The sequence below is a fragment of the Aquirufa sp. A-Brett2-15D genome, assembly GCF_054558735.1.
Map to the genome: position 1 here is coordinate 184,600 of NZ_JBSKFT010000003.1, position 21,915 is coordinate 206,514.

Sequence of the window (21,915 nt, forward strand, 5' to 3'; positions counted from 1 at the left end):
TAGTTTTGGCTCGAATTAAGGCATTTCTGGCGAATCTAGGCCTATTGGTCGCCCTCTCCTTTGCCACAGGGAGCCTATCCTCCCTATTTTTAGCCGGCCTCGACTGGATTCAACAGAACGGATCCTATTTATATGCCTTACCACTTGTAGGATTAGTTTTCGCAAGCTTCCCCTTCCCGGCCTACTTAATCATTCCCGGCTCCTGGCTCAGTCATCTAGCCGGAGCGTCTGTCGGAAGAGAAGGAGTCGCGGTCAATATGGGTAAAGTGTTAGGTGAGAAAATATCAGCTTTAGACGTTTTTCCCAAAGCAGGCATGGCCGCTGGTTTCGCCTCCGTTTTTGGGACACCACTCGCCGGCGCCTTTTTTGCACTCGAAGTAGGAGAGGTGGGCAAAATTAATTTCCGCCACATACCGGCCTGTCTTTTTGCGGCATTTTCGGCTAATTATGTTAGTCTCCACGTGTACGGCACAAAACATCTTTCTTACCCATTGATTTTTTTGCCCTCGTTTTCTGTCGCGTTTTACGCGAAAATAGCGCTCCTGGGCCTATTTTTAGCCCTAATTGCCTTTCTCTATAAGCGCTCAGAATCGATTATAATTTCTGTGTTCGACAAATCACCCGTACAAGGTCCGCTAAAGGGGATTCTCGCGGGCTTACTTTTGTTTGGAGTCCTAAGCATCCCGGTGTTTCACGAAACGATCGGACTAGGTTCGGAATTTTTATTGAGACCCTTCACGACGGCGGCTCCAGATTTTGCCCTGTGGAAAATACTAGCGACTAACCTAAGTTTAGGCCTCGGATTTAAAGGGGGAGAAGCGACGCCCTTATTTTTGATCGGCTCACATGCGGCCTCCGGTTTGGGCTCGTGGCTAGCCTTGCCTTTGGGTTTATCGGCGGCCATCGGATTTGTCAGTTTGTATGGAGGTCTTGCCAAAACTCCGCTAGCCGCCACCCTCCTCGGAGTAGAACTTTTTGGACCCTCGGCCTGGTTCTGTTATTTCATCATTACACTAATAGTCTTGTTCGGCTCAGGAAAAAAAGGAATCTTTACATCTCAAACCTGGGCAGATTACTTGCCTAAACCACTTTACTAATGTTTGCAAAAGCCTTCGAACAATACGACTCCTTCCGCGACAACCGCCTGACTAAACGCCGTTTCTCGGCAGAGCTATGGCAAGAATTAATAGCCGAATGGTCTACTAATTTTGCAGTACGCACCATAGGAAAAACACAGGAGGATAGACCTATCCAGGAGATTAGCTGGGGCGAAGGCCGCATAGAAATAATTGCTTGGTCTCAAATGCACGGAGACGAGGCTACAGCCACCCTCGCTTTGGCCGATATTTTTCGTTTATTATCCTCTTCTGGGGAGTTTGCCCAGGATATTAAGCAAAAATTGCATCAGAAAATTACCTTACGCATCATTCCTCGCTTAAATGCGGATGGTGCTGAAAGGTGGCAACGCGAAACTGCTCTAGGCATCGACATGAACCGCGATGCGACAAAACAAAACTCGGTAGAAGCGCGCATTTTATCTGCTTGGGCCGACGAAATCAAGCCCATATTTGCCTTTAATTTACATGACCAAAACCGACTATATTCTGTAGGCAACGGCCCGGAACAAACGCATATCGCCTTCTTGGCAACTACAGGAGACGAAGATGGAACCTGGACTCCCTCTCGCTTACGTGCAGGCCAAATCTGCCAACGAATGCTCTCTCAAATTCAACCCATCATCCCAGGGAAAATTGCGAAATGGACAGACGAATATGAATCCCGCGCCTTCGGAGATACCTTCTCCTCTCGTGGATACGGTTTGGTATTATTAGAATCCGGTGGAGCAGGATGGGATCTAGAAAAGCGGTCATTGCGTAAACTAAATGCCTGTCTTTTACTGGATGCTTTCTGTGCGATCGCGGATGGAAGCTATGTGTCAGAATCCATTGAGGAATATGAAGCCTTGCCTACGAACGAAAGAGCCATTGTAGATATCAAAATCAAAGACGCTCCATTAAGTTCAAGCGTAAGAGCCGATGTACTATTTAACCTCGTAGAAACTCCGATGACCGACGGAAGAATCCACTATTCCTGGATCGTAGAAAACATCGGTGACATGTCTCCCTTCTATGGATTAACAGAAATCGACGGGAAAGACTTACATTTGTCCCCTGAATCAAGCATCGCTTTAGGTGAGAATTACACCGAATTAATCCTGTTAAAGGATGGAAAACCCGGCTTTACCTTATCAGATTACACGCATAAAATACAATCCTAAATGACATCCTTACCCGTAATAATTATTGGAGCTAATCCATTTGGCCTAGAAGTAGCACATGTTTTCCAAAAAAACGACATCGTTGTCTATGGATTTTTAGATGATGATGTGAAAAAGAAGGACACTAGCATCGGCGAAATTCCTGTATTAGGGCCAGCAGATGATGAGTCCTATTTCAAATTAATTGGCAAAAACTGCGGCGTATTCGTTGCCCTAGAAAACCCCATTGAGCGCAAGAAAATGATCGAATTGATCTTAGAAGAGCGTGAAGTAAAACCCGTTAACGCCATTCATCCCACGGCAAATATAGCAGATGTTAAAAGTCTAGCATATGGGGTATTCGTAGGAAGCGGAGCACAAATATTACCAGAAACAAAACTAGGCGATCACGTCATCATTGGTTCCGGAGCCATCATCGAAACGGGGGCACAAATTGCAGATTACGCTTCCATCGGAGCCGGTTCTGTGATAGGAAAAGAAGCGATCATCGAGAACAATGCATATGTCGGAATTCACTCCACTATCGTGGGAAGTGTAAAGATAGGGAAGAGCGCTACGGTAGGAGCAGGGAGTGTGGTGATTGAGAATGTGGCTGCGAGTAAACGCGTGTTCGGCAACCCGGCTAAAACCCTATGATGACCTCTATAGTTTAACAATATTCTCCGGCGCAACTAGATCTAAAAAGTGAAAACGAAGGTAGAGTTGCGCCACTACAATCACATCTTCTAGGCAATACTCATTGATCCTAGCTAATCCATTTTCTTTATAAAAAACGCGGTTTACTTGGTCGCCAGACAGGTCGGTTTTGACCCCAGAAATACCCATCAATTCGGCTAATAATTCCAATGAAGTATAGGATCTTCTATCACCAAATTTCCACATCTCCATCGTGTCCTGGTGTATGATTTCCCAAGGCTTCTTGCCCTGCAATTGCAGAGATTTTGGAATCTCGAGTCCATTAATTAGCATCCGTCTACACAAATAAGGGAAGTCAAATTCCTTGCCATTATGCGCCACTAAGGTTAATTCTCTCGACTTATAGGTCTTATTTACAAACGCGATGAACTCCGTGAGAAGCGTTTTCTCGTCCGCATGTGCAATCGTCTTCACTTTTAGGGCCATCTCGCCCTCTTTATTTACGAACAAAAAGCCCATCCCGACGACGATAATCTTCCCAAATTCCGCATATAAAGGTGCCTTTTCAAAATACATTTCCTCTAAGCTGATATTAGCTGGATTCACCATATTCTTCGCCTTTTTTACCCACAATTCTTTCATTTTATCTGAAAGAAGGGAAAAATCGGATACTCCTGACGAAGTTTCGATGTCTACGAAGAGGGTGTTCTTGAAGTTCTTTAAAGTATCCATTTCTTGAGTTCGGCGCATGTTCCACGTGGAACGCGCCATTCTTTATGCATTCAATGTTTCACGTGAAACATTCGCTAATTCCATTTTAAACAGGTCGCTCAAATAGGCTTTTACAATGTCAGACACTAATTGTAAGTCCATTTCTCGGCCCAATTCCTGCTGCAAGGAAGTTACTCCACGAGTGGCTATTCCGCAAGGAACGATATGTGAGAAGTAGGTTAAATCCGTATTTACATTCAATGCAAAGCCGTGCATACTTATCCAGCGCGATGCTTTAACGCCTAGGGCACAGATCTTACGCGCCTTATCAGAAGCGGGGTCAATCCACACACCCGTCAGCCCCTCTATTCGCCCAGCTATTAATCCAAAACCTTCACAGGTTTTAATGATCGCCTCTTCCAGCATTCGAAGGTATAAGTGAATGTCCGTGTAGAAATTCTCTAAATCCAAAATAGGGTATCCCACTAATTGTCCGGGTCCGTGGTAGGTAATGTCGCCCCCTCGATTCGTCTTAAAATAGGTTGCACCTATGGTCGCCAAAAAGGATTCCTGCAACAACAAATGCGACTCATCTCCGCTCTTACCTAAGGTGTAAACATGTGGGTGCTGACAAAATAATAGGTAGTTATTCGTTCTCCCTTTCGACGTATCATCTAACCCGCGGTTCGCTAATTTAACCGTTGCTATGCGATTTAATAAAGTCTCCTGAAGATCCCAAGCTTGCTTGTATTCTATCAGTTTTAAATCAACAAATTGGACTTCTTTATTCTGCATCATTCATTATCAAAACCCTGATAGCATACGGAAACCCGACCTGCTACCTTTCGTAAAAAACAAAGATACAAGAATGGCAAAACATATGACACAAGGAAAGCTAGGCGAACGCTTAAGCGTCGATTATTTACTCAAAAACAACTACACCATCGAAGCCAGAAACTACCGATACAAGAGGGCAGAAGTAGACATCGTGGCTAAAAAAGGCGACGTATTAATTTTCATAGAAGTTAAATCCCTTCGAAGAAATACCCACGGACATCCCGAACAAAAGATTACACAAAACAAAATTCGACTGCTAAACCGGGCTGCCTGTGCTTACCAATACCAACATAAATGGAGGCAAGAGATCCGTTTTGACAGCATTTCGGTGAATTTTTATCCACAAGCCTTTAAAATTGAGCATTTCGAGGATGCTTTTTCGTAAATTCGCGGTTTAATAGCGCGCACATGATTCATTTTTGCACAGAAGACATAACATTCTCCTTAAAAGAGAAGTTAAAACATAAAGCTTGGCTAAACGAAGTAGCTAAACAAGAGGGAAAACGTATCCTCGAGTTGACGTATGTATTCTGTTCTGATGACTATTTACTACAGATCAATCAGGAATATTTGAACCACGATACGCTAACCGACATTGTTACTTTTGATAATTCTGAAGACCCGAATAAGATCGAAGGAGATATCTTTATTTCGATCGATCGGGTAAAAGAAAATGGAGATGCGCTAGGGACGAAAGAAACAGAATTAGAGCGCGTTATGGTGCACGGATTATTACACTTGCTCGGCTATAAAGACAAGAAGAAAGAGGACAAAGCATTGATGACCGAGAAGGAAGATTTTTATATTAAACAATACTAAATGTTTCACGTGAAACATTACAAGATATGCTAAATTCATACGACGTAATTGTGGTGGGTGCAGGACACGCCGGATGCGAAGCAGCTTATGCAGCGGCGCAGATGGGGTCACGCGTTTTGTTGGTCACGATGAATATGCAGACGATCGCGCAGATGTCTTGCAATCCAGCAATGGGTGGCGTGGCAAAAGGCCAAATCGTTCGAGAAATCGATGCCCTAGGCGGAATGTCTGGAATCGTCTCGGACAAGACCATGATTCAATTTAGAATGCTAAACCGCTCTAAAGGTCCGGCCATGTGGTCTCCCCGTTGTCAATCCGATCGCATGCGATTTGCAGAGGAATGGAGAAACGCGTTGGAGGGGAATTTGAACGTTGATTTTTGGCAAGATTCGGTACAACAATTAATCGTAGAAAAAGGCGAAATAAAAGGGGTCATCACCCGCATGGGAATGACCTTCACCGCCAGAACAGTCGTGTTAACTAACGGGACATTCTTAAACGGATTAATCCACATAGGGGAGAAGAATTTTGGAGGAGGAAGAATGGCCGAACCGATGGCCATCGGGTTAACCGAACAGCTCATTAGTCTCGGTTTCGAATCGGGACGAATGAAGACGGGAACTCCGCCGCGTGTCGACGGAAGAAGCCTAGACTTCTCGGCGATGGAAGAACAAAAAGGCGATGAAAATCCGAGCTCATTTTCTTACTTAACCGAGACTCCATTAACGGAACAACGCTCTTGCTGGATCACCCATACGAACACGAAAGTACACGAAGTCTTACGAAAAGGTTTTGATCGTTCGCCCATGTTCGCGGGAAGAATCAAAGGACTCGGCCCACGCTATTGCCCGTCCGTAGAAGACAAGATCAACCGCTTTGCTGATAAGGATTCACACCAAATTTTTGTAGAACCAGAAGGCTGGAGTACCGTAGAAATTTACGTAAATGGATTCTCGACTTCCTTGCCAGAAGACATACAGTTCGAAGCGATTCGTTTAATCCCGGGATTTGAAAAAGCCAAGATGTTCCGTCCGGGTTATGCGATCGAATACGATTATTTCCCGCCTACCCAATTGACTTCGACTTTAGAGACGAAGCGCGTGAGTGGCTTATTTTTTGCGGGCCAAATCAACGGTACTACTGGTTACGAAGAGGCGGCTTGTCAGGGATTAATGGCGGGCATTAATGCCCACTTAAAAACTCATGAATTAGATCCGTTCACCTTGTCTCGTTCAGATGCTTACATCGGTGTATTGATCGACGATTTAATTAATAAAGGAACCGATGAGCCCTACCGCATGTTCACCTCCAGAGCAGAATTTAGAACGCTGCTCAGACAAGACAATGCGGATGAAAGATTAACGGCGAAAGGTTTTCAATTGGGCTTGGCCACGCAACTGCGCTGGGATAAATTCCAAGAGAAAAAAGCGCAAGTCGCGGCTTTGACAGAAGAAATTAAAAACACTAAAATACGGCCGGCCGAAGTAAACGACTGGCTGGAGCAGGAGGGAAGCGCGACGCTGAAAGAGGGGGCTCCTATAATTAACTTGTTACGCAGATCAGATTTATCTTTTGACCGAATCGCAACACACCCTAGTGTCGAACCCCTTGTTAGAAACTATTCACAAGAAGTGCGCGAACAAGTGGAGATCTTAGTGAAGTACGAAAGCTATATCGAGAAAGAGCGCCTAATGGTAGACAAAATGAAATCAATGGAAGACTTGTCGATCCCAGCTAATTTTGACTACGATCGGATCAAAACTTTGTCGACTGAATCCCGCATTAAACTGAAAGCCATTTTACCGCAGACTATCGGACAGGCAAGTCGCATCTCGGGTGTGTCGGCATCGGATGTTTCCATCTTACTTTTATTCATGGGTCGCTAATGGAAAATATACAAAACTGCCCCGTTTGCGGATCCCCTGATTCAACCTTAAAATTCAAGGCAAAAGATTATACCGTGTCGAATGAAATGTTCCACATCGTCACTTGTGATGATTGTCAACTGGTTTATACTAACCCGCGTCCAGCAGCGAACGAGGCGAGTCCTTACTACAAAGCGAGCGCTTATATTTCACACAGTGATACCAACGAAGGTATTGTCAATAAACTCTACCACGCTATTCGCCGCATTACGCTAAAATCGAAAACAAATTGGATTGAGCCAGAGAAAAAAGGAACTAAAGAATTGCTAGACGTAGGTTGTGGTAACGGACATTTTCTCGCAGCGGCAAAGGAAAAAGGATGGAACATTACGGGCCTTGAATTAGACCCAGAAACAGCCGCTAGGGCGGCGAAACTAACGGGGATAACTATTGCGCCATCTTTGAAAGAAATCGCTCCAGAAAAACAATTTCAGGTGGTTACTTTATGGCATGTTTTAGAACACGTATATGAGCTGGACGAATATTTCCACTTTTTTAAAAATCGAATTGCCTCTGACGGAAAACTCTTATTAGCCTTGCCTAACCCAGCGAGTTTTGATGCAAATTATTTCAAAGAATATTGGGCGGCCTACGATGTTCCACGACACATCTACCATTTTACACCTGCGACCATTTCGGCTTTAGCGGCAAAATATGGATTTAAATTAAAGACGAGCCGCGGGCTTATTTTTGACAGCTTTTATATTTCTTTGCTAAGCAACGAATACAAGACAGGAAATAAACGACTCGTTCACTCATTCATAATCGGTTTAATTTCTAACCTAAGAGCGATGCTAGGCAAACCAAATTATTCGAGTAATCTTTATCTATTTGAACATGCGTAATTACTTGAAATTCAGCCTTTTATCGATTTTCCTAGGCCTAGGAATCGGCTTGGTATTTCTACAGAGCTGCGCCCAAATGGCCTCGCCTCCTGGTGGTAAAAAGGATACGCTAGCGCCCGTGGTAACTACATCCATTCCGCTAAACAAAAGCAAGAATTACAAAGGGAAAAAGATCGAGTTAAATTTCAATGAATACGTTACGGTTAAAGGCTTGAATCAAGAATTATTGATCACGCCGTCCATCGGTAATTACGAAACGCGCATTCGTCCCATGGGCCTAACTTTGGTTTTAGACAGTGCCTTAAAGGATAACACCACCTATACCTTTAATTTTAGAAATGCGGTTGAAGATGTCGCCGAACGAAATAAGGGCAAGAACATTAAACTCGTTTTCAGCACTTCGAATATGATTGACTCGCTGAAAATTCAGGGAAGCGTGAAGCATTTACTGACTAATAAAAAAGCCGATAACATCACTGTGGGGCTTTATCCTTATAACGATACCCTAAGCATAGATAAAGCAAAGCCCTATTATTTCGTAAGAACCGATACCTCCGGTGTATACGCCTTAGAGAATTTAGCGGCCGGCAAATATTACATGGCTGCCTTCGAGGATGCAAATAATAGCTTGATTTATAATTCAGCAAAAGAATCCGTAGACTTCATCACAGAGCCCTTTATCGATCTGAACAAGAACGAAACCAGAGACTTTAAAATCGCTCTTCAAAATCAAGACCCGCTGAAATTGTCCAAAACAACGTCTACAACAAAAACTATTTTATACGAGTTTTCGCGAGGAATTAAAGCGGCCGACCTGACATTTTCTTCCACGGAAAAGCCTCTTTACCAAATCGAAAACGATCGCAATCTGCGCATCTATGTAGGCGGTTATAATAAGGCCGATACACTGAGAATAGAGGCGTCATTAGCTGACTCGTTAGGGCGCAAAACGAGCTTTAAACTAAAAGCAAAGTTCCGCGAATTAGCCAAAAAAGAAAAGGCAACTAACGTGCCGCTGGGCTTCGATGTTTTTCCTAAAGTGGGTGTTAAAATCGTTGTCACGGACTCTATTTTGATTCTTTTCCCCAAGCCTGTCTTGCAATGGGTGTCTAAGAAAGTACATATTTTGACCGAAAATGAAGATGATTTAACTTTTCCAGATGAAGCATTTAGGTGGAATAAACTTCAAACCGTCTTAACTATTAAAAGCGCCTTCTTGCCACCTAGGGAAATTTTTTCTTTGGCCTTAGACAAAGCCGCTTTCATCGGCCCAGAGGCCGACTCTTCCAATGAATACAAACAAGCCATTCAACGATTAGATCCAGAAGAAACCGGAACCATTGAAGGGGGCATTCGCAAGCCCGGGCATTATATCTACCAGCTTTTACGAGGCGATAAGCTAGAAAAGGCGTACGAACAAAAATCAAGCGGCCCCTGTTCTTTCCAAAACGTGGAACCTGGCATTTACACACTACGGGTTATTGAGGACACAAATGAAAATGGGCAGTGGGATATTGGGAATTACAAGACGAAAACAAAGTCTGAACTTATTTATTACTTTGATACAAAGATTAAATTAAAGGCTAATTTCCAATTAACCGAATTGTGGATAAACACCCCGTAGGTGTGTGGATAAGTGCCGTTTTTATCCACATTCTATCCACAAATTTCACCTCGTACTGTGGATAAGTTTTTGACTACCTAGTCCTATGTGGATAAGTCCTTAGTTATCCACAAGTTGTTAGACACTTATCCACACAGGCATAATGCCTTTTGATTATTCAAATTGTAAGCATATCAAGTACTTACAAACACGATTTTGACTTATCCACTTATCCACAGAGAACAACAAGAAGAAACAAAAAAGAGATTTAAAAATATTTTTCTTTTTTTAATTTATGTATGTGGATAAGTTTTAAAGCTAAAAAAAGAGTTTTAATGCTTTTTTGATATTTTGATCTAAAATGTAGACTTTGTAAGACAAAAAAAGATCAAAACAGTGTACCTAATGTGGATAACTTGTGGATAAGTAATTTAGGTGCAAAAAGAACTATATTTAATACAATTCACTAAATTGCTAGCTCTAAACCCTTCACTATATGGTTCATCAACAATTCACCCGCGTATTTGATTTATTAGACGCTTACAAGACCTTTAAAAAAGAAGATCTGTTTTGCCTGAAACGAAAAGACGAATGGAAGAAGTATTCGGTCGACGAAACTTTGGAAACGATTCAAACCCTTGCTTTAGGTTTACTTGAATTAAAAATTAAGCCCGGTGAAAAAGTGGCGATCATTTCTGGTAATCGTCCAGCATGGAATTTTGTTGATTTTGCCGTACAAATCATAGGCGGAGTTACCGTTCCGATGTATCCCACGATCACGATTGAAGATTACGACTACATTTTTAAGGATGCAGAAGTGAAGTTTGTGTTCTGTGAAAACGAAGAATTGTATCTGAAAGTGAAGGAGGCCTCGAAAGGGAATAAGCAAATAAAGGGCATTTATACGTTTGATCCTGTGGCTGATGTGGAGCGCTGGACAACCGTGAAGGATTTAGGAGAAGGAAAAGATGTGGCAAAATTGAAGCCTTTAATGGATGCGGTGCAGCCAAGTGATTTATTGACGCTGATTTATACGTCTGGTACAACAGGGCGCCCTAAAGGCGTGATGTTAACGCACCACAATATTGTGAGCAATGTGAAATCTTTAGTGAGGGGCAATTTCTTTGATTTATTGCCAGAAGATCGGGCCTTAAGCTTCTTGCCTTTATGCCACATTTATGAGCGTACTGACATTTATATGTATATGTATTACGGTGTTTCGGTCTATTATGCGGAGAGCATGGAGACGATCGCGGATAACATTAGAGAGGTGAAACCAGCGATGTTTGCTTCGGTTCCACGTTTGCTTGAGAAAGTGTATGATAAGATTTTGGCCAAAGGAAACGAGCTTACCGGCATCAAGCGGACGTTGTTCTTCGGCGCATTGGAGTTTGGTCTGAAATACGACCCGATGGAAAAATTAGGCTTACTAGATTCTTTAAAATTAGCCTTCTACCGAAAAGTGATTTTCAGCAAATGGAGAGAAGCTTTAGGTGGCAATGTTCGTTTAATCGCGTCAGGTTCTGCGGCTTTGCAACCACGTTTGTCGCGCGTTTTTTGGGCGGCAGGCATTCCGGTTTCAGAAGGATATGGATTAACGGAGACTTCTCCGGTAGTTTCTGTGTCTCGAGTGAAACCGGTGGACTTTAAAGTAGGCTGCGTGGGATCGCTAATCGACTGTATCGAATTAAAGATTGCGGAAGATGGGGAGATTTGTGTAAGAGGAGATTCTGTGATGGTGGGTTATTATAAAAATCCGGAAGCGACGGCAGAAGCTATCGATAAAGAAGGGTGGTTCCACACGGGCGACATCGGAACGATGGTAGATGGCAAGTATTTGAAGATTACCGATCGCAAGAAAGAGATATTCAAAACTTCTGGAGGTAAATACGTGGCGCCACAATTAGTGGAGAATAAGCTGAAAGAATCTGCTTTCATTGAGCAATGTATGGTGGTAGGCGAAAGTCAAAAATTCCCTTCTGCACTGATTATACCAGAATTTAACGCCTTGCAAGTGTGGGCGGATCAGCAAGGTATTCAGGCCAAAGGCCCAGAGGCGCTAATCAAAAATAAGGAGGTTCTCCAAAAAATGGATCAAGAGGTACTAGATACTATGGCTTCGGTGGCGAAATACGAACAGGTGAAAAAATTCGTTCTGTTGCCGCGTTTATTCACGGTAAGCGATGGAGAAATCACCCCTACCCTGAAATTAAAGCGCAAGGCAATCTACGCGAAACATGAGGCGGCGATTTTGGCCCTATACGAATAAATTGCGTTAGGCCCGTTTTTTGCGTAATTTTGATTTCTTAATGAATCGTATGTCGACAGGAAAAAAGGTAGCTCTCATTACGGGCGTAACAGGACAAGATGGCGCTTATTTAGCGGAATTTCTTTTAAATAAGGGCTATATCGTGCACGGAATCAAGCGCAGAAGCTCCTTGATTAACACGGATCGCATCGATCATCTGTACCAAGATCCGCACGTGGATTCGGCTTCGTTTATCCTGCATTACGGAGATTTAAGTGATTCAACGAATATCATTCGCATCATTCAAGAAGTTCAGCCTGACGAAATTTACAATTTAGGGGCGATGTCCCATGTGAAAGTTTCCTTTGACGAACCCGAGTATACAGCGCAAGTAGACGGCATCGGAACATTACGCATTTTAGAGGCCATACGTTTGCTTGGTTTGGTTAAAAAGACCAAAGTGTACCAAGCGTCCACTTCGGAACTTTACGGCCTGGTACAGGAAGTTCCCCAATCCGAAACAACTCCTTTTTACCCGCGCTCACCTTATGCGGTCGCTAAATTATATGGCTACTGGATCACGGTGAATTACCGCGAAGCCTATGGCATGTTTGCGGTAAACGGGATTTTATTTAATCACGAATCCCCGCTTCGCGGTGAGACTTTTGTAACGCGTAAAATCACCCGCGGAGTCGCCCAAATCGCTTTAGGACAAGAGAAAAAGATATATCTAGGGAATCTGGACGCGAAACGCGACTGGGGCCACGCGAAAGATTATATCGAGGCGATGTGGTTAATTTTGCAACAAGACACCCCAGAAGACTATGTGATTGCGACGGGCGTTACTACGACCGTGCGCGAGTTTATTCGCCTTTCTTTCGCGGAATTAGGTATCGAAGTAGCTTTCTCCGGCGAGGGCGTGAACGAAAAAGGAACGGTGGTTTCTTGCTCAAATCCCGCTTATCAGGTGCCAGTAGGGCAAGAGGTGATCGCGATCGATCCGCGCTATTTCCGTCCGACGGAGGTAGAATTATTGATCGGGGATCCGACGAAGGCCAAAGAAAAACTAGGCTGGACCCTGAAATACGACTTAGCCGCGCTCGTAAAAGACATGATTCTGTCGGATGTAAAATTATTCTCGAATAAATAAGATGAGTACACGGATCGCCATTATAGGCTTAGGATATGTGGGTTTTCCGCTGGCAGTGGAGTTTGGCAAAAAAAATCCCACACTCGGTTTCGACATCGACACCAGCCGCATCGCGGAATTGAATACAGGTTTCGATCGCACACAAGAAGTAACAGCAGAGCAATTAAAAACGTCGATTTCTTTGACATTTTCGTCTAACGCCGCAGACCTAAACTCTTGCAATACCTTTATCGTCACCGTTCCCACCCCCATTGATCATTTCAAAAAACCGGATTTAAGTCCGCTTTTGAAGGCATCCGAGATGATCGGAAAAGCCTTGAAAAAAGGCGATTTAGTGATTTATGAATCGACCGTTTACCCCGGTTGCACCGAGGAAGACTGCGTTCCTGTTTTGGAAAAATTCTCAGGATTAAAGTTTAATGTAGATTTCTTCTGTGGCTATTCGCCAGAGCGCATAAACCCAGGCGATAAGGTGAATACGTTGACCAAAATCAAAAAAGTCACCTCGGGCTCCACTCCCGAAATCGCCGAAAAAGTCGACAAATTATACCGCTCCATCATCACCGCCGGAACGCACAAAGCGCCATCGATGAAGGTTGCCGAAGCAAGTAAAGCCATCGAAAACGCGCAACGCGACGTAAATATCTCGTTTGTGAACGAATTGGCTTTGATTTTTGATCGCATGGGCATCGACACCACCGAGGTATTAGAAGCCGCCGGAACGAAATGGAATTTCTTGAATTTCAAACCCGGATTAGTAGGCGGCCACTGCATCGGCGTAGACCCCTATTACCTATTGCACAAATCCGAAAGCCTTGGGTATTATCCACAGGTAATCCTTTCCGGTCGACGCGTGAACGACAACATGGGTATTTTCGTAGCGAATAAATTAGTCAAACTGTTGATTAATAAAGGCCAAAAAATCGGCGGCGCCAAAACCCTCATGCTCGGCATCACCTTCAAAGAAAACTGCCCCGACATCCGCAACTCCCGCGTAGTTGATATTTACAAAGAACTCCTGGACTTTGGCATGGACGTAGACGTCTACGACCCCTGGGCAAACGCCGCCGAAGTAAAACACGAACACGGCATCGACCTCGTCACCAAACTAGCCTCTAGCTACCAGGCGATCGTCTTGACCGTAGCGCACACCGAATTTTTAGACCTCCCTTTTGCGTCTCTGCGCGCCGAAAACGGAGTCATTTTTGACATCAAATCTATACTCTCAAAAGACTTGGCTGACGCCCGTTTATAAGCATGGCCTGGTACGCTATTTACACGAAATCCCGAATGGAGAAGAAAGTCTCCTTGCGTCTAGAAGACCTAGGCATCGAAGCCTATTGTCCCACCACGAAGCGCAAAAAACAATGGTCCGACCGCAAAAAGTGGGTAGAAGAAGTCCTTTTCCGCTCCTATGTCTTCGTAAACATCGACCTCGAAAAACAAAGCGGCCTCGTCCGCAGAACCCTAGGGGTCGTGAACTTCGTCTATTGGTTACATAAACCTGCTGTCATTCAAGATTCAGATATTGTTGCCATTAAACAATTTCTTTCCGATCACCTTGAAGTAGAAACTGTTGGAAAAACCGCTAAAGTAGGCGACTACATCACGATCGAATCTGGGCCATTAACAGGCCAGGTGGCGAAGATTGTCGGGCTGAAGAATAAGCACGAGGTCCGCCTCAAAATAGAAAGCCTCGGATTTGAATTAGTAGCAGCATTAGCAGATAAATAAAATGGTGAATGGTAAGTGGTAAATTATGAATGAATTTTAGATGCCATCATTTACCATTCACCACTTACCATTTACCATCTATTGCCTATCCAAAAAAAAGATAACTCACAAAAATCGCCGTAAGAATCCCCACTAAATCCGCCGCTAATCCCGCCCAAAGCGTATAGCGAATGTTGCGCACTTGAACGGATCCGTAGTAAAGGGCGATGACGAAAAGTACTGTTTCGGCGGAGCCTTGGAAGACGCAAGCCAGGCGGCCAGCGAAGGAATCGGGGCCGAAGGTTTTCATGGTGTCGATCATCATGGCGCGCGAGCCGCTGCCGGAAACCGGATGTAAAAGTGCGGTAGGCATGGCGTCGGTGAAACGGTTATCGACTCCGATGCTGTCTACGACAAATTTCATTCCGTCAACGATAAAACCTAAAACACCTGAATTGCGAAGGCAGGAGATGGCTACGAGCATTCCTACGAGGTAGGGAATGATGCGGACGGAGGTTTCGAAGCCGCCTTTGGCGCCCTCGACGAAGGAGCCGAATATGTCTACTTTCTTATAAAAGGCCGCGGCGATGAAGGAGAATATCAAGGTGAAGAGGATGCCGTTGCTGAAGAGTTTGGACTGGATGTCGATTTGCTCTTTAGAAAGGCTGCTGAAGTACCAAAGGATACCGGCTAGGATGGCGGTGATACTGAAAAGCCAGCCGAAAAGGACGGGGTCGAAAAGGCGAATCTTCTGTTTGATTGAGACGAAAATTAAACCGGTGATGGTGGCAGCGTAGGTGGCCATTAGGCAGGGAATAAATACGTCTGAGGCATCTTGAGCACCATAAATGGCGCGTTGGGCCATGATGGAAAGGGGGATTAAAACGGGGCCAGCGCTGTGTAGCACGAGGAACATGATTTGGGCGTTAGAGGCGGTTTCTTTGACCGGATTCAAATCCTGTAAACCTTGCATCGCTTTCAGGCCAAAGGGGGTTGCTGCGTTATCGAGGCCCAATAAGTTAGCGGAGAAGTTCATGATCATTTGGCCATGAACTGGGTGGTCCTTAGGCACTTCAGGAAAAAGACGAGAGAAAAAAGGTTGAATTTTGCGGGCTAGAAAATGGATCGCACCGGCCTTCTCCCCTACCTGTAAAATGCCCATGAAAAAGGCCATCACGCCGGTTAAGGGAAGGGCGACTTTCATTACGGCGACTTCTGCAGAGTCAAACATGCCGTCGACAAGTACTTTAAATATGTCGGAATTTCCGAAAAAGATAAATTGAATGAGGGCGACTACGAATGCGACGCCGAAAAATAAAAACCAAATCCAATTTAAAGCCATAGGTTCTAAGAGGTAAAAAACGATTAAATTTAGGGAAAATTCCGTCATAATTATGAGACTATTCTGGAAAGCAGGAATTATACTGCTATCAAGCCTATCGTTGAGGGCACAAAAAACTACTTGTGCCGCTGAGATTTCTATGCAGAAACAAGGACTTCAAGAGGTCACTTCGCAGGTGCCGGGTGTTTTAGTCGAACTAAAATATGCGACCTCTGATAATTTTATGAAGAAGGACGTGTATGGTTGTTTGACGCATGCGTATTTGCAGAAAGAGACGATGGCAAAGCTAAAAAAGGCACAGGAAAGCTTAGAAAAAGCACATCCGGGCTATCATTTGCTGATTTATGATGCGGCGAGACCGTTGTCGAAGCAGTGGGAGCTTTGGAATACATTAACGGAATACCCTCCAGCGAAAAGACGTACTTATGTGGCAGATCCGAAAGAGCATTCGATTCATAATTATGGAAGCGCGATCGATTTAACGGTGGCAGACGAGAAAGGAAAGCCGTTAGAGATGGGGACGAAATATGATTTTTTTGGCGAAATGGCTTATCCTAAAGAGGAGGCGAGGCTTTTAAAAGCCGGGAAATTAAGCCAAAAAGCGATCGATAATCGGTTGATTTTGCGGAATGTGATGACTCAAGCAGGATTTACAGCGATCGAATATGAATGGTGGCATTTTAATGCCTTCTCTCGTAAAGTTGCGAAACAAATGTTTCAAGTCGTGCCTTAAAATGAAGTTTTATCCTGAACCCTTGCCGTTTATCCTAAAATAAGGAGCGACGAACGGCGGATTGCGTACCTTTGCATACATTTTATCGTTGACCTATGTATTTAAAAATAATTAGCCTTTCAGCACTTCTATTTGTGAGTGGATTAGAAGCACAGGCACAGAGCGCGTCAGCCATTCAGGCGAACGGAAATGCAGTTCAATTATCACTTTCTAAGGCGGTGGAAATTGCGTTACAACATAACCTAAATGTGAAGTCTTCGGAGGTTAGTTTGCGTAATGCACAATTGCAATTGCAGCAGTCGAAAAACAACGCTTTGCCTAATTTAAATGCGAATATTAACCAGTCGGCGAGTTTTGGCCGTAGTATTAACCCGTTTACGAACGGATTCGATTCGCGTAATATTAATTACAATAACCTGGGATTAAATGCGGGGATGCTTCTTTTTAATGGGGGCCAAATCCGTAACACAGTTCTCCAGAATGATTACAACTTGAAGGCATCACAAGAAGATTTGGCTTCTATTAAAGAAAATATCTCGCTTCAAGTGGTGCTTGCTTATTTAGCCATTTTGAATTCGGAAGACCAATTGACTATTGCTAAATCGCAGACGGAAATCACGAAATTACAAATCACGCGCACAGAGAAATTAGTGAATGCGGGCTCGCTTGCACCTTCTAATCTGTTAGATTTAAAAGCGCAATTAGCGAATGAAGAGTCGAACGTAGTGAATTTTTACAGCAGCTTAGACCTCAATAAATTAACCTTATTACAACTGTTAAATGATTCCAGCATCTCATCGATCGAGTTGCAGCGCATCCAGGTTCCTGTTCCTAACACGAAGGGATATGAAACAGGATTAGACGAATTATATACCAAAGCCTTAACTATTCAGCCTTTAGTAAAAGCAGCGGATCTACGGGTTCAGAGTGCATTAAAAGGAATTTCTGTAGCAAAATCAGCTACCCTACCTACTTTATCATTCAACGCAAGCGTTTCGGCGAATCAATCGAATGCTTTAACCTTGGGGTATTTTGATCAAATCAATAATACCCAAAACAAAGTGCTTTCCGTAGGATTAAATATCCCCATCTTCACTCGATTTGCTTCCAGAACTAGAATTGCACAGGCCGGCTTGCAACGAGAAAATGCTTCCATTGAGGCAGAAAGAGCTCGCTTGACATTACGTCAAAATATTGAGCAAGCATATCTGAATCTAAACAATGCAGCTATGAAATACGAGGCAGGGATTTCACAAGTTTCAGCTTTAGAAGAGTCTTTTCGTGCAGCGGAAAGCCGTTTTGGCGCAGGAACAATCGACTTTGTGAGTTATAACTTACAAAAAACGAATTTAGATCGTGCGCGTTTGAGCTTGGTTCAATCGAAATATGACTTCGTGTTTAGAACGAAGATTTTGGATTTTTATCAGGGGAAGGCGCTGGTTTTTTAATTGCAAAGCAATTAAAAAACAGTCCGAAGGGAATGAGTCCGGAGGTAATTGGTTTTAAATAAATTATAATTAAATAAGTGCGACTTCGGACTTTTGCGCAGCAATACGACTCCGGACTTTCGCAAAGCGAAACAATTATGGCAACAAACAACAACAGTAAGCGGACTTGGATGATCATCGGAGGCGCGGTGGTATTAATTTTTGGAGGATTATTTCTAGCCAAAAAAATGGAATGGATCGGGAAGGTCGAGCCTACAGAAGTAGAGTTCGCGAAGGTTTCTCGTTCGACGATCATTGAAAAGGTAAGTGCGTCTGGAAAGATTCAGCCGGAGGTAGAGGTGAAATTGTCGCCAGACGTTTCGGGAGAGATTGTTTCTTTGAATGTGGCGGAAGGCGATTCAGTAGTAGCTGGCCAGGAATTATTGAAGATTCGCCCAGATAACTATGTGTCTCTTTTAGCACGTGCAGAAGCACAAATGAATGCGACGAAAGCTAATATGGAACAAAGTAAGGCGGTGTTAGCCCAAAGCGAAGCACGTCTTTCTAAAGCCAAAATCGACTACGATCGTAACGCGAAGTTGCATAAGGACAAGGTTATTTCTGACGCAGACTTTGACCAATTCGTATCTGCTTATACAGTGGCGAAACAAGATTTAGAGGCAGCAAAAGCAAACGTGAATGCGGCAAACTACAATGTGAAATCTTCAGAGGCGACTTTGAAAGAAGCAAAAACGAACTTAACGAAGACAACGATTTATGCTCCTCAAAGCGGTATTATCTCCAAGTTGAACGTTGAATTAGGGGAGCGCGTGGTAGGAACATCACAAATGGCGGGAACGGAAATGTTGCGCATCGCGAACTTGAATAAAATGGAAGTGCGTGTGAATGTAAACGAAAATGACATTACCCGCGTAAGTATCGGAGATACGGTATTAATCGACGTGGATGCGTTCTCTTCTAGCGAACGCAAGTTCAAGGGGGTGGTTTATGAGATCGCGAGTTCTGCGAATTCGAGCGGCGCCTCTGCCGTTTCAAATGATGCAGTAACGGAATTCGAAGTGAAGATTCGTGTATTGCGTTCTTCTTATGCGGACTTGATCAAAGGGAAATTATCTTATCCATTAAAGCCGGGAATGACGGCCTCTGTGGAGATTTTGACCAACAGAAAGGAAAACACTTTAACCGTTCCTTTATCATCTGTGACAACGCGCGAAATAGGCGCTGTAGCAGAAGGTGAAAAGAAAGAAGAAGATGGAACGAACTCAATGAACTCAAACGATGCCTTAGAAGCTAAGAAGCGCAAGGAAAACACGAAAGAAGTGGTGTTCGTGATGGAAAAAGGTAAAGCGAAAATGATCCAAGTGAAAACGGGGATCTCTGATTTTGAAAATATCGAAATCGTGTCTGGCTTGAAAGACGGACAAGAGATCATTGCAGGGCCATACGCGACGGTAGCTAAGAAGTTGAAAGAAGGAGACTTAGTGAAAAAGAAGGATCCGAAAGCAGCAGAAAAGGCCGCTGACAAGAAATAAATTGAAAAAAACGGGGGGCTATCTTGCTTTTACTGATTTAGCCCCCTATTTTTGCAATCCCAATAGGAACTATATTCCTTCTTAGCTCAGTTGGTTAGAGCACATGACTGTTAATCATGGGGTCCCTGGTTCGAGCCCAGGAGAGGGAGCAAGAGTGGACAAGCCATCAGAAATGATGGCTTTTTCTTTGTCTATCAGGTAGTTAGACTAGTTGCATCTTTTAAGCAGACATTTAAACTAAAAATCTATTAAGGTTTGAAATTTTTAGTTTTCTCTTTTATCCAGTTAATAGCAATTTCTACAGGTGATTTATCATCAGTAAATGGAGTATTGTGTCCTAAATTTGAGAATAAAGTATATTCGAAAGGTTTGCCTTCTGATTTAAGGGTATTGATTTGCTCAATACATAATTTTACAGGAATCTGAATGTCTTTTTCCCCAAATAGCCAAAGTGATGGTGCCGAAATATTTCTTAAAGCAACCTTTGGGTCAGTACTGATAAATTGATAACGGTCTGAATCGTTTTTGATATGGTTTCGAGCGTCTTCTTCAGTATGGTTTACCCAAAAATTAGTATTCCCGTTGGTATAAAACTGAAACCTAAGTTGTTCAAGGGAAGTGATTGTAGGGCAACTAAATAAAACCATAAAATTCACAAGTGGATTATAATTTGCAGCAATAGGAATAATCCATCCAGCTTGACTGAAACCTAGAAGTCCTATTGGCGTACCATTACTATAATTTTTTATTTTATTCAATGCAGCACGTGCGTCTTTGGCTAATAAATTGATATTAAGGGAGTCAACATTATTTGTTCCAACCTCTGGTCCAGCATAAACTCCCCCAGATTTACCAACCCCTCGTTTATCATAGGTTAGTACTGAAATTCCATTATTTGCTAGTAACTCAGCGAATTCAGTCATTCTAGATTCTTGGCCTGAACCGTGTACAATTACAACGGAGGCGTACGCGTTTTTAGGTCTATATATTGTTCCTGCAAGATTAGCTCCTTCACTATTGATTATAATATCTTGTTTTATAACAGGTGTAAATTTTTGGGCAAAACCTTGATAAACAATGACTGTCTGTATGAGTAATAAAAAGATAACTTTCATCATACCTCAAAGGTAACTAATTTCATTTTGGTACGACACAGCATTCATTTTCTGCAACTTTATACGAAGTTCAACCCTTCAATTTCTTAATGGTCACATATTCTATCATCGGATTATAGTTGCATCTTTCGTCGAAAAGGGGAGCAAACAGGAAAGTCATCAGAAATGGTGACTTTTTTCGTTTAAAATTCATCTCTATTTCCTTTATTCATCGATTTTCGTGGTTCGAGCACAGAAGAGGGTTTGGTGGTTTTAAGACCTTTTTCTAAGAGGATTATATCTGATATTTTCGTTTTGCGCCAAGAATGTGCCAAGAGCAGGTTTGGTTATTGGAAATCCTATAAGTACTTTTCTTTTAACTTCGTGTAAATTGGAGGCAGTATTTGACATTCATCACTTTTTCAATCATTATAAGAAATTGCACGTTTTATCATTAATTGTGAAATTAGTATAACAGCACTTTATTTGAAGGAAGTATTAAAATTTAGAGCTAATTCATTAAAAATTGAAACAATTTCGTACTTTTAGCGTTATAATTACCATGCTGCAAGGATTCCACATACTACTCATAATTACATTTCTTGGCTGCCTAACCATGCCCGCGAAATCCTATGCGTGTGGAACAAAATCTAAGAAAGCGGAGAAATCCTGCTGTTTAAAATACACGTCTGAGAAATCTAATAAAAAGGATTGTTGCAATAATCATAAAAACACCCAACAGAAGGAAGACAATAGTTGTGGAGGTAATTGTGATAATTCTAAATGTAGTTGTCCTTCAAATTTAACTTCGCTGGTTTTGTCTAATTTTTTAGTAAGAGTTGATTTAAATACTTTTTTGATGCGCAATAAAGTAAATTCTTTATACAAAGAAACCTACCATTCATCAGGTTTTAACTACATTTGGACACCTCCCAATATAGGCTAATTTATTGCCATGACAGCCACAGGACTGTCTTATCTGAAGCAAAATAGTGCTTTAA

General features: G+C 42.9%; 19 protein-coding genes and 1 tRNA gene. 16 read left to right on the forward strand and 4 right to left on the reverse strand.

Going from position 1 to position 21,915, the window contains the following annotated elements:
• The first annotated feature begins 5 nt into the window (after positions 1-5).
• From ACST14_RS08910 to ACST14_RS08920, 3 genes are read left to right on the forward strand one after another with little or no spacing between them, the layout of a single operon-like run.
• Positions 6-1,097: a chloride channel protein gene (locus tag ACST14_RS08910; protein WP_459462725.1), complete on the forward strand. Its 1,092-nt coding sequence runs from the start codon at positions 6-8 to the stop codon at positions 1,095-1,097.
• Positions 1,097-2,278, forward strand: a complete 1,182-nt coding sequence (locus tag ACST14_RS08915; protein WP_459462727.1) for a M14 family zinc carboxypeptidase — start codon at positions 1,097-1,099, stop codon at positions 2,276-2,278. The genes ACST14_RS08910 and ACST14_RS08915 overlap by 1 nt, the downstream gene beginning before the upstream one ends.
• A complete protein-coding gene (locus ACST14_RS08920) occupies positions 2,279-2,914 on the forward strand; it encodes a PglD-related sugar-binding protein (RefSeq protein ID WP_459462729.1) in 636 nt (211 codons plus the stop codon).
• Positions 2,915-2,920: 6 nt separating this feature from the next.
• On the opposite strand, the gene ACST14_RS08925 is transcribed toward ACST14_RS08920, so the two are convergent.
• Both ACST14_RS08925 and lipB read right to left on the reverse strand, forming a co-directional pair.
• Positions 2,921-3,685 (reverse strand): 3'-5' exonuclease, encoded by a 765-nt coding sequence (locus ACST14_RS08925; protein WP_459462731.1) that lies wholly within the window; start codon positions 3,683-3,685, stop codon positions 2,921-2,923.
• Between the two features lie 3 nt (positions 3,686-3,688).
• The gene (gene lipB / locus ACST14_RS08930; RefSeq protein WP_459462733.1) at positions 3,689-4,423 is read right to left on the reverse strand and encodes a lipoyl(octanoyl) transferase LipB; all 735 of its coding nucleotides are present in this window, start codon (positions 4,421-4,423) and stop codon (positions 3,689-3,691) included.
• Between the two features lie 70 nt (positions 4,424-4,493).
• Between lipB and ACST14_RS08935 the strand changes: the two genes are divergently transcribed.
• The 9 genes from ACST14_RS08935 to ACST14_RS08975 all read left to right on the forward strand — a co-directional run bounded on the left by ACST14_RS08935 (position 4,494) and on the right by ACST14_RS08975 (position 14,786).
• Positions 4,494-4,847, forward strand: coding sequence for a YraN family protein (locus tag ACST14_RS08935; protein WP_459462735.1), 354 nt, complete (start codon positions 4,494-4,496; stop codon positions 4,845-4,847).
• Positions 4,848-4,870: 23 nt separating this feature from the next.
• Complete coding sequence (ybeY, locus tag ACST14_RS08940) at positions 4,871-5,281, forward strand: rRNA maturation RNase YbeY (RefSeq protein WP_459462737.1); 411 nt, start codon at positions 4,871-4,873, stop codon at positions 5,279-5,281.
• A 26-nt stretch (positions 5,282-5,307) separates the two neighbouring features.
• A complete protein-coding gene (gene mnmG / locus ACST14_RS08945; protein WP_459462739.1) occupies positions 5,308-7,167 on the forward strand; it encodes a tRNA uridine-5-carboxymethylaminomethyl(34) synthesis enzyme MnmG in 1,860 nt (619 codons plus the stop codon).
• A complete protein-coding gene (locus ACST14_RS08950; protein WP_459462741.1) occupies positions 7,167-8,051 on the forward strand; it encodes a methyltransferase domain-containing protein in 885 nt (294 codons plus the stop codon). The genes mnmG and ACST14_RS08950 overlap by 1 nt, the downstream gene beginning before the upstream one ends.
• Positions 8,044-9,675 (forward strand): Ig-like domain-containing domain, encoded by a 1,632-nt coding sequence (locus ACST14_RS08955; protein WP_459462743.1) that lies wholly within the window; start codon positions 8,044-8,046, stop codon positions 9,673-9,675. The genes ACST14_RS08950 and ACST14_RS08955 overlap by 8 nt, the downstream gene beginning before the upstream one ends.
• 475 nt (positions 9,676-10,150) lie before the next feature.
• The gene (locus ACST14_RS08960; protein ID WP_459462745.1) at positions 10,151-11,923 is read left to right on the forward strand and encodes an AMP-dependent synthetase/ligase; all 1,773 of its coding nucleotides are present in this window, start codon (positions 10,151-10,153) and stop codon (positions 11,921-11,923) included.
• Positions 11,924-11,972: 49 nt separating this feature from the next.
• Entirely contained in the window at positions 11,973-13,052 is a 1,080-nt protein-coding gene (gmd, locus tag ACST14_RS08965) for a GDP-mannose 4,6-dehydratase (RefSeq protein ID WP_459462747.1), read from the forward strand.
• Position 13,053: 1 nt separating this feature from the next.
• Positions 13,054-14,307, forward strand: a complete 1,254-nt coding sequence (locus ACST14_RS08970; protein ID WP_459462749.1) for a nucleotide sugar dehydrogenase — start codon at positions 13,054-13,056, stop codon at positions 14,305-14,307.
• A gap of 2 nt (positions 14,308-14,309) precedes the next feature.
• Positions 14,310-14,786, forward strand: a complete 477-nt coding sequence (locus tag ACST14_RS08975; RefSeq protein WP_459462751.1) for a UpxY family transcription antiterminator — start codon at positions 14,310-14,312, stop codon at positions 14,784-14,786.
• An 85-nt stretch (positions 14,787-14,871) separates the two neighbouring features.
• Here ACST14_RS08975 and ACST14_RS08980 read toward each other — a convergent pair whose 3' ends face one another.
• Positions 14,872-16,107: a nucleoside recognition domain-containing protein gene (locus ACST14_RS08980; RefSeq protein WP_459463129.1), complete on the reverse strand. Its 1,236-nt coding sequence runs from the start codon at positions 16,105-16,107 to the stop codon at positions 14,872-14,874.
• A 52-nt stretch (positions 16,108-16,159) separates the two neighbouring features.
• On the opposite strand from ACST14_RS08980, the gene ACST14_RS08985 reads away from it, so the two are divergent.
• The 4 genes from ACST14_RS08985 to ACST14_RS09000 all read left to right on the forward strand — a co-directional run bounded on the left by ACST14_RS08985 (position 16,160) and on the right by ACST14_RS09000 (position 19,969).
• Positions 16,160-16,840: a M15 family metallopeptidase gene (locus ACST14_RS08985; RefSeq protein ID WP_459462753.1), complete on the forward strand. Its 681-nt coding sequence runs from the start codon at positions 16,160-16,162 to the stop codon at positions 16,838-16,840.
• Between the two features lie 95 nt (positions 16,841-16,935).
• Positions 16,936-18,288 (forward strand): TolC family protein, encoded by a 1,353-nt coding sequence (locus tag ACST14_RS08990; RefSeq protein ID WP_459462755.1) that lies wholly within the window; start codon positions 16,936-16,938, stop codon positions 18,286-18,288.
• Positions 18,289-18,425: 137 nt separating this feature from the next.
• Positions 18,426-19,820 (forward strand): efflux RND transporter periplasmic adaptor subunit, encoded by a 1,395-nt coding sequence (locus tag ACST14_RS08995; RefSeq protein ID WP_459462757.1) that lies wholly within the window; start codon positions 18,426-18,428, stop codon positions 19,818-19,820.
• Positions 19,821-19,895: 75 nt separating this feature from the next.
• A tRNA-Asn gene (locus ACST14_RS09000) sits at positions 19,896-19,969 on the forward strand.
• A gap of 99 nt (positions 19,970-20,068) precedes the next feature.
• Here the strand turns inward: ACST14_RS09000 and ACST14_RS09005 are convergent.
• Positions 20,069-20,938 (reverse strand): alpha/beta hydrolase family protein, encoded by an 870-nt coding sequence (locus tag ACST14_RS09005; RefSeq protein WP_459462759.1) that lies wholly within the window; start codon positions 20,936-20,938, stop codon positions 20,069-20,071.
• Positions 20,939-21,915: the final 977 nt, after the last annotated feature.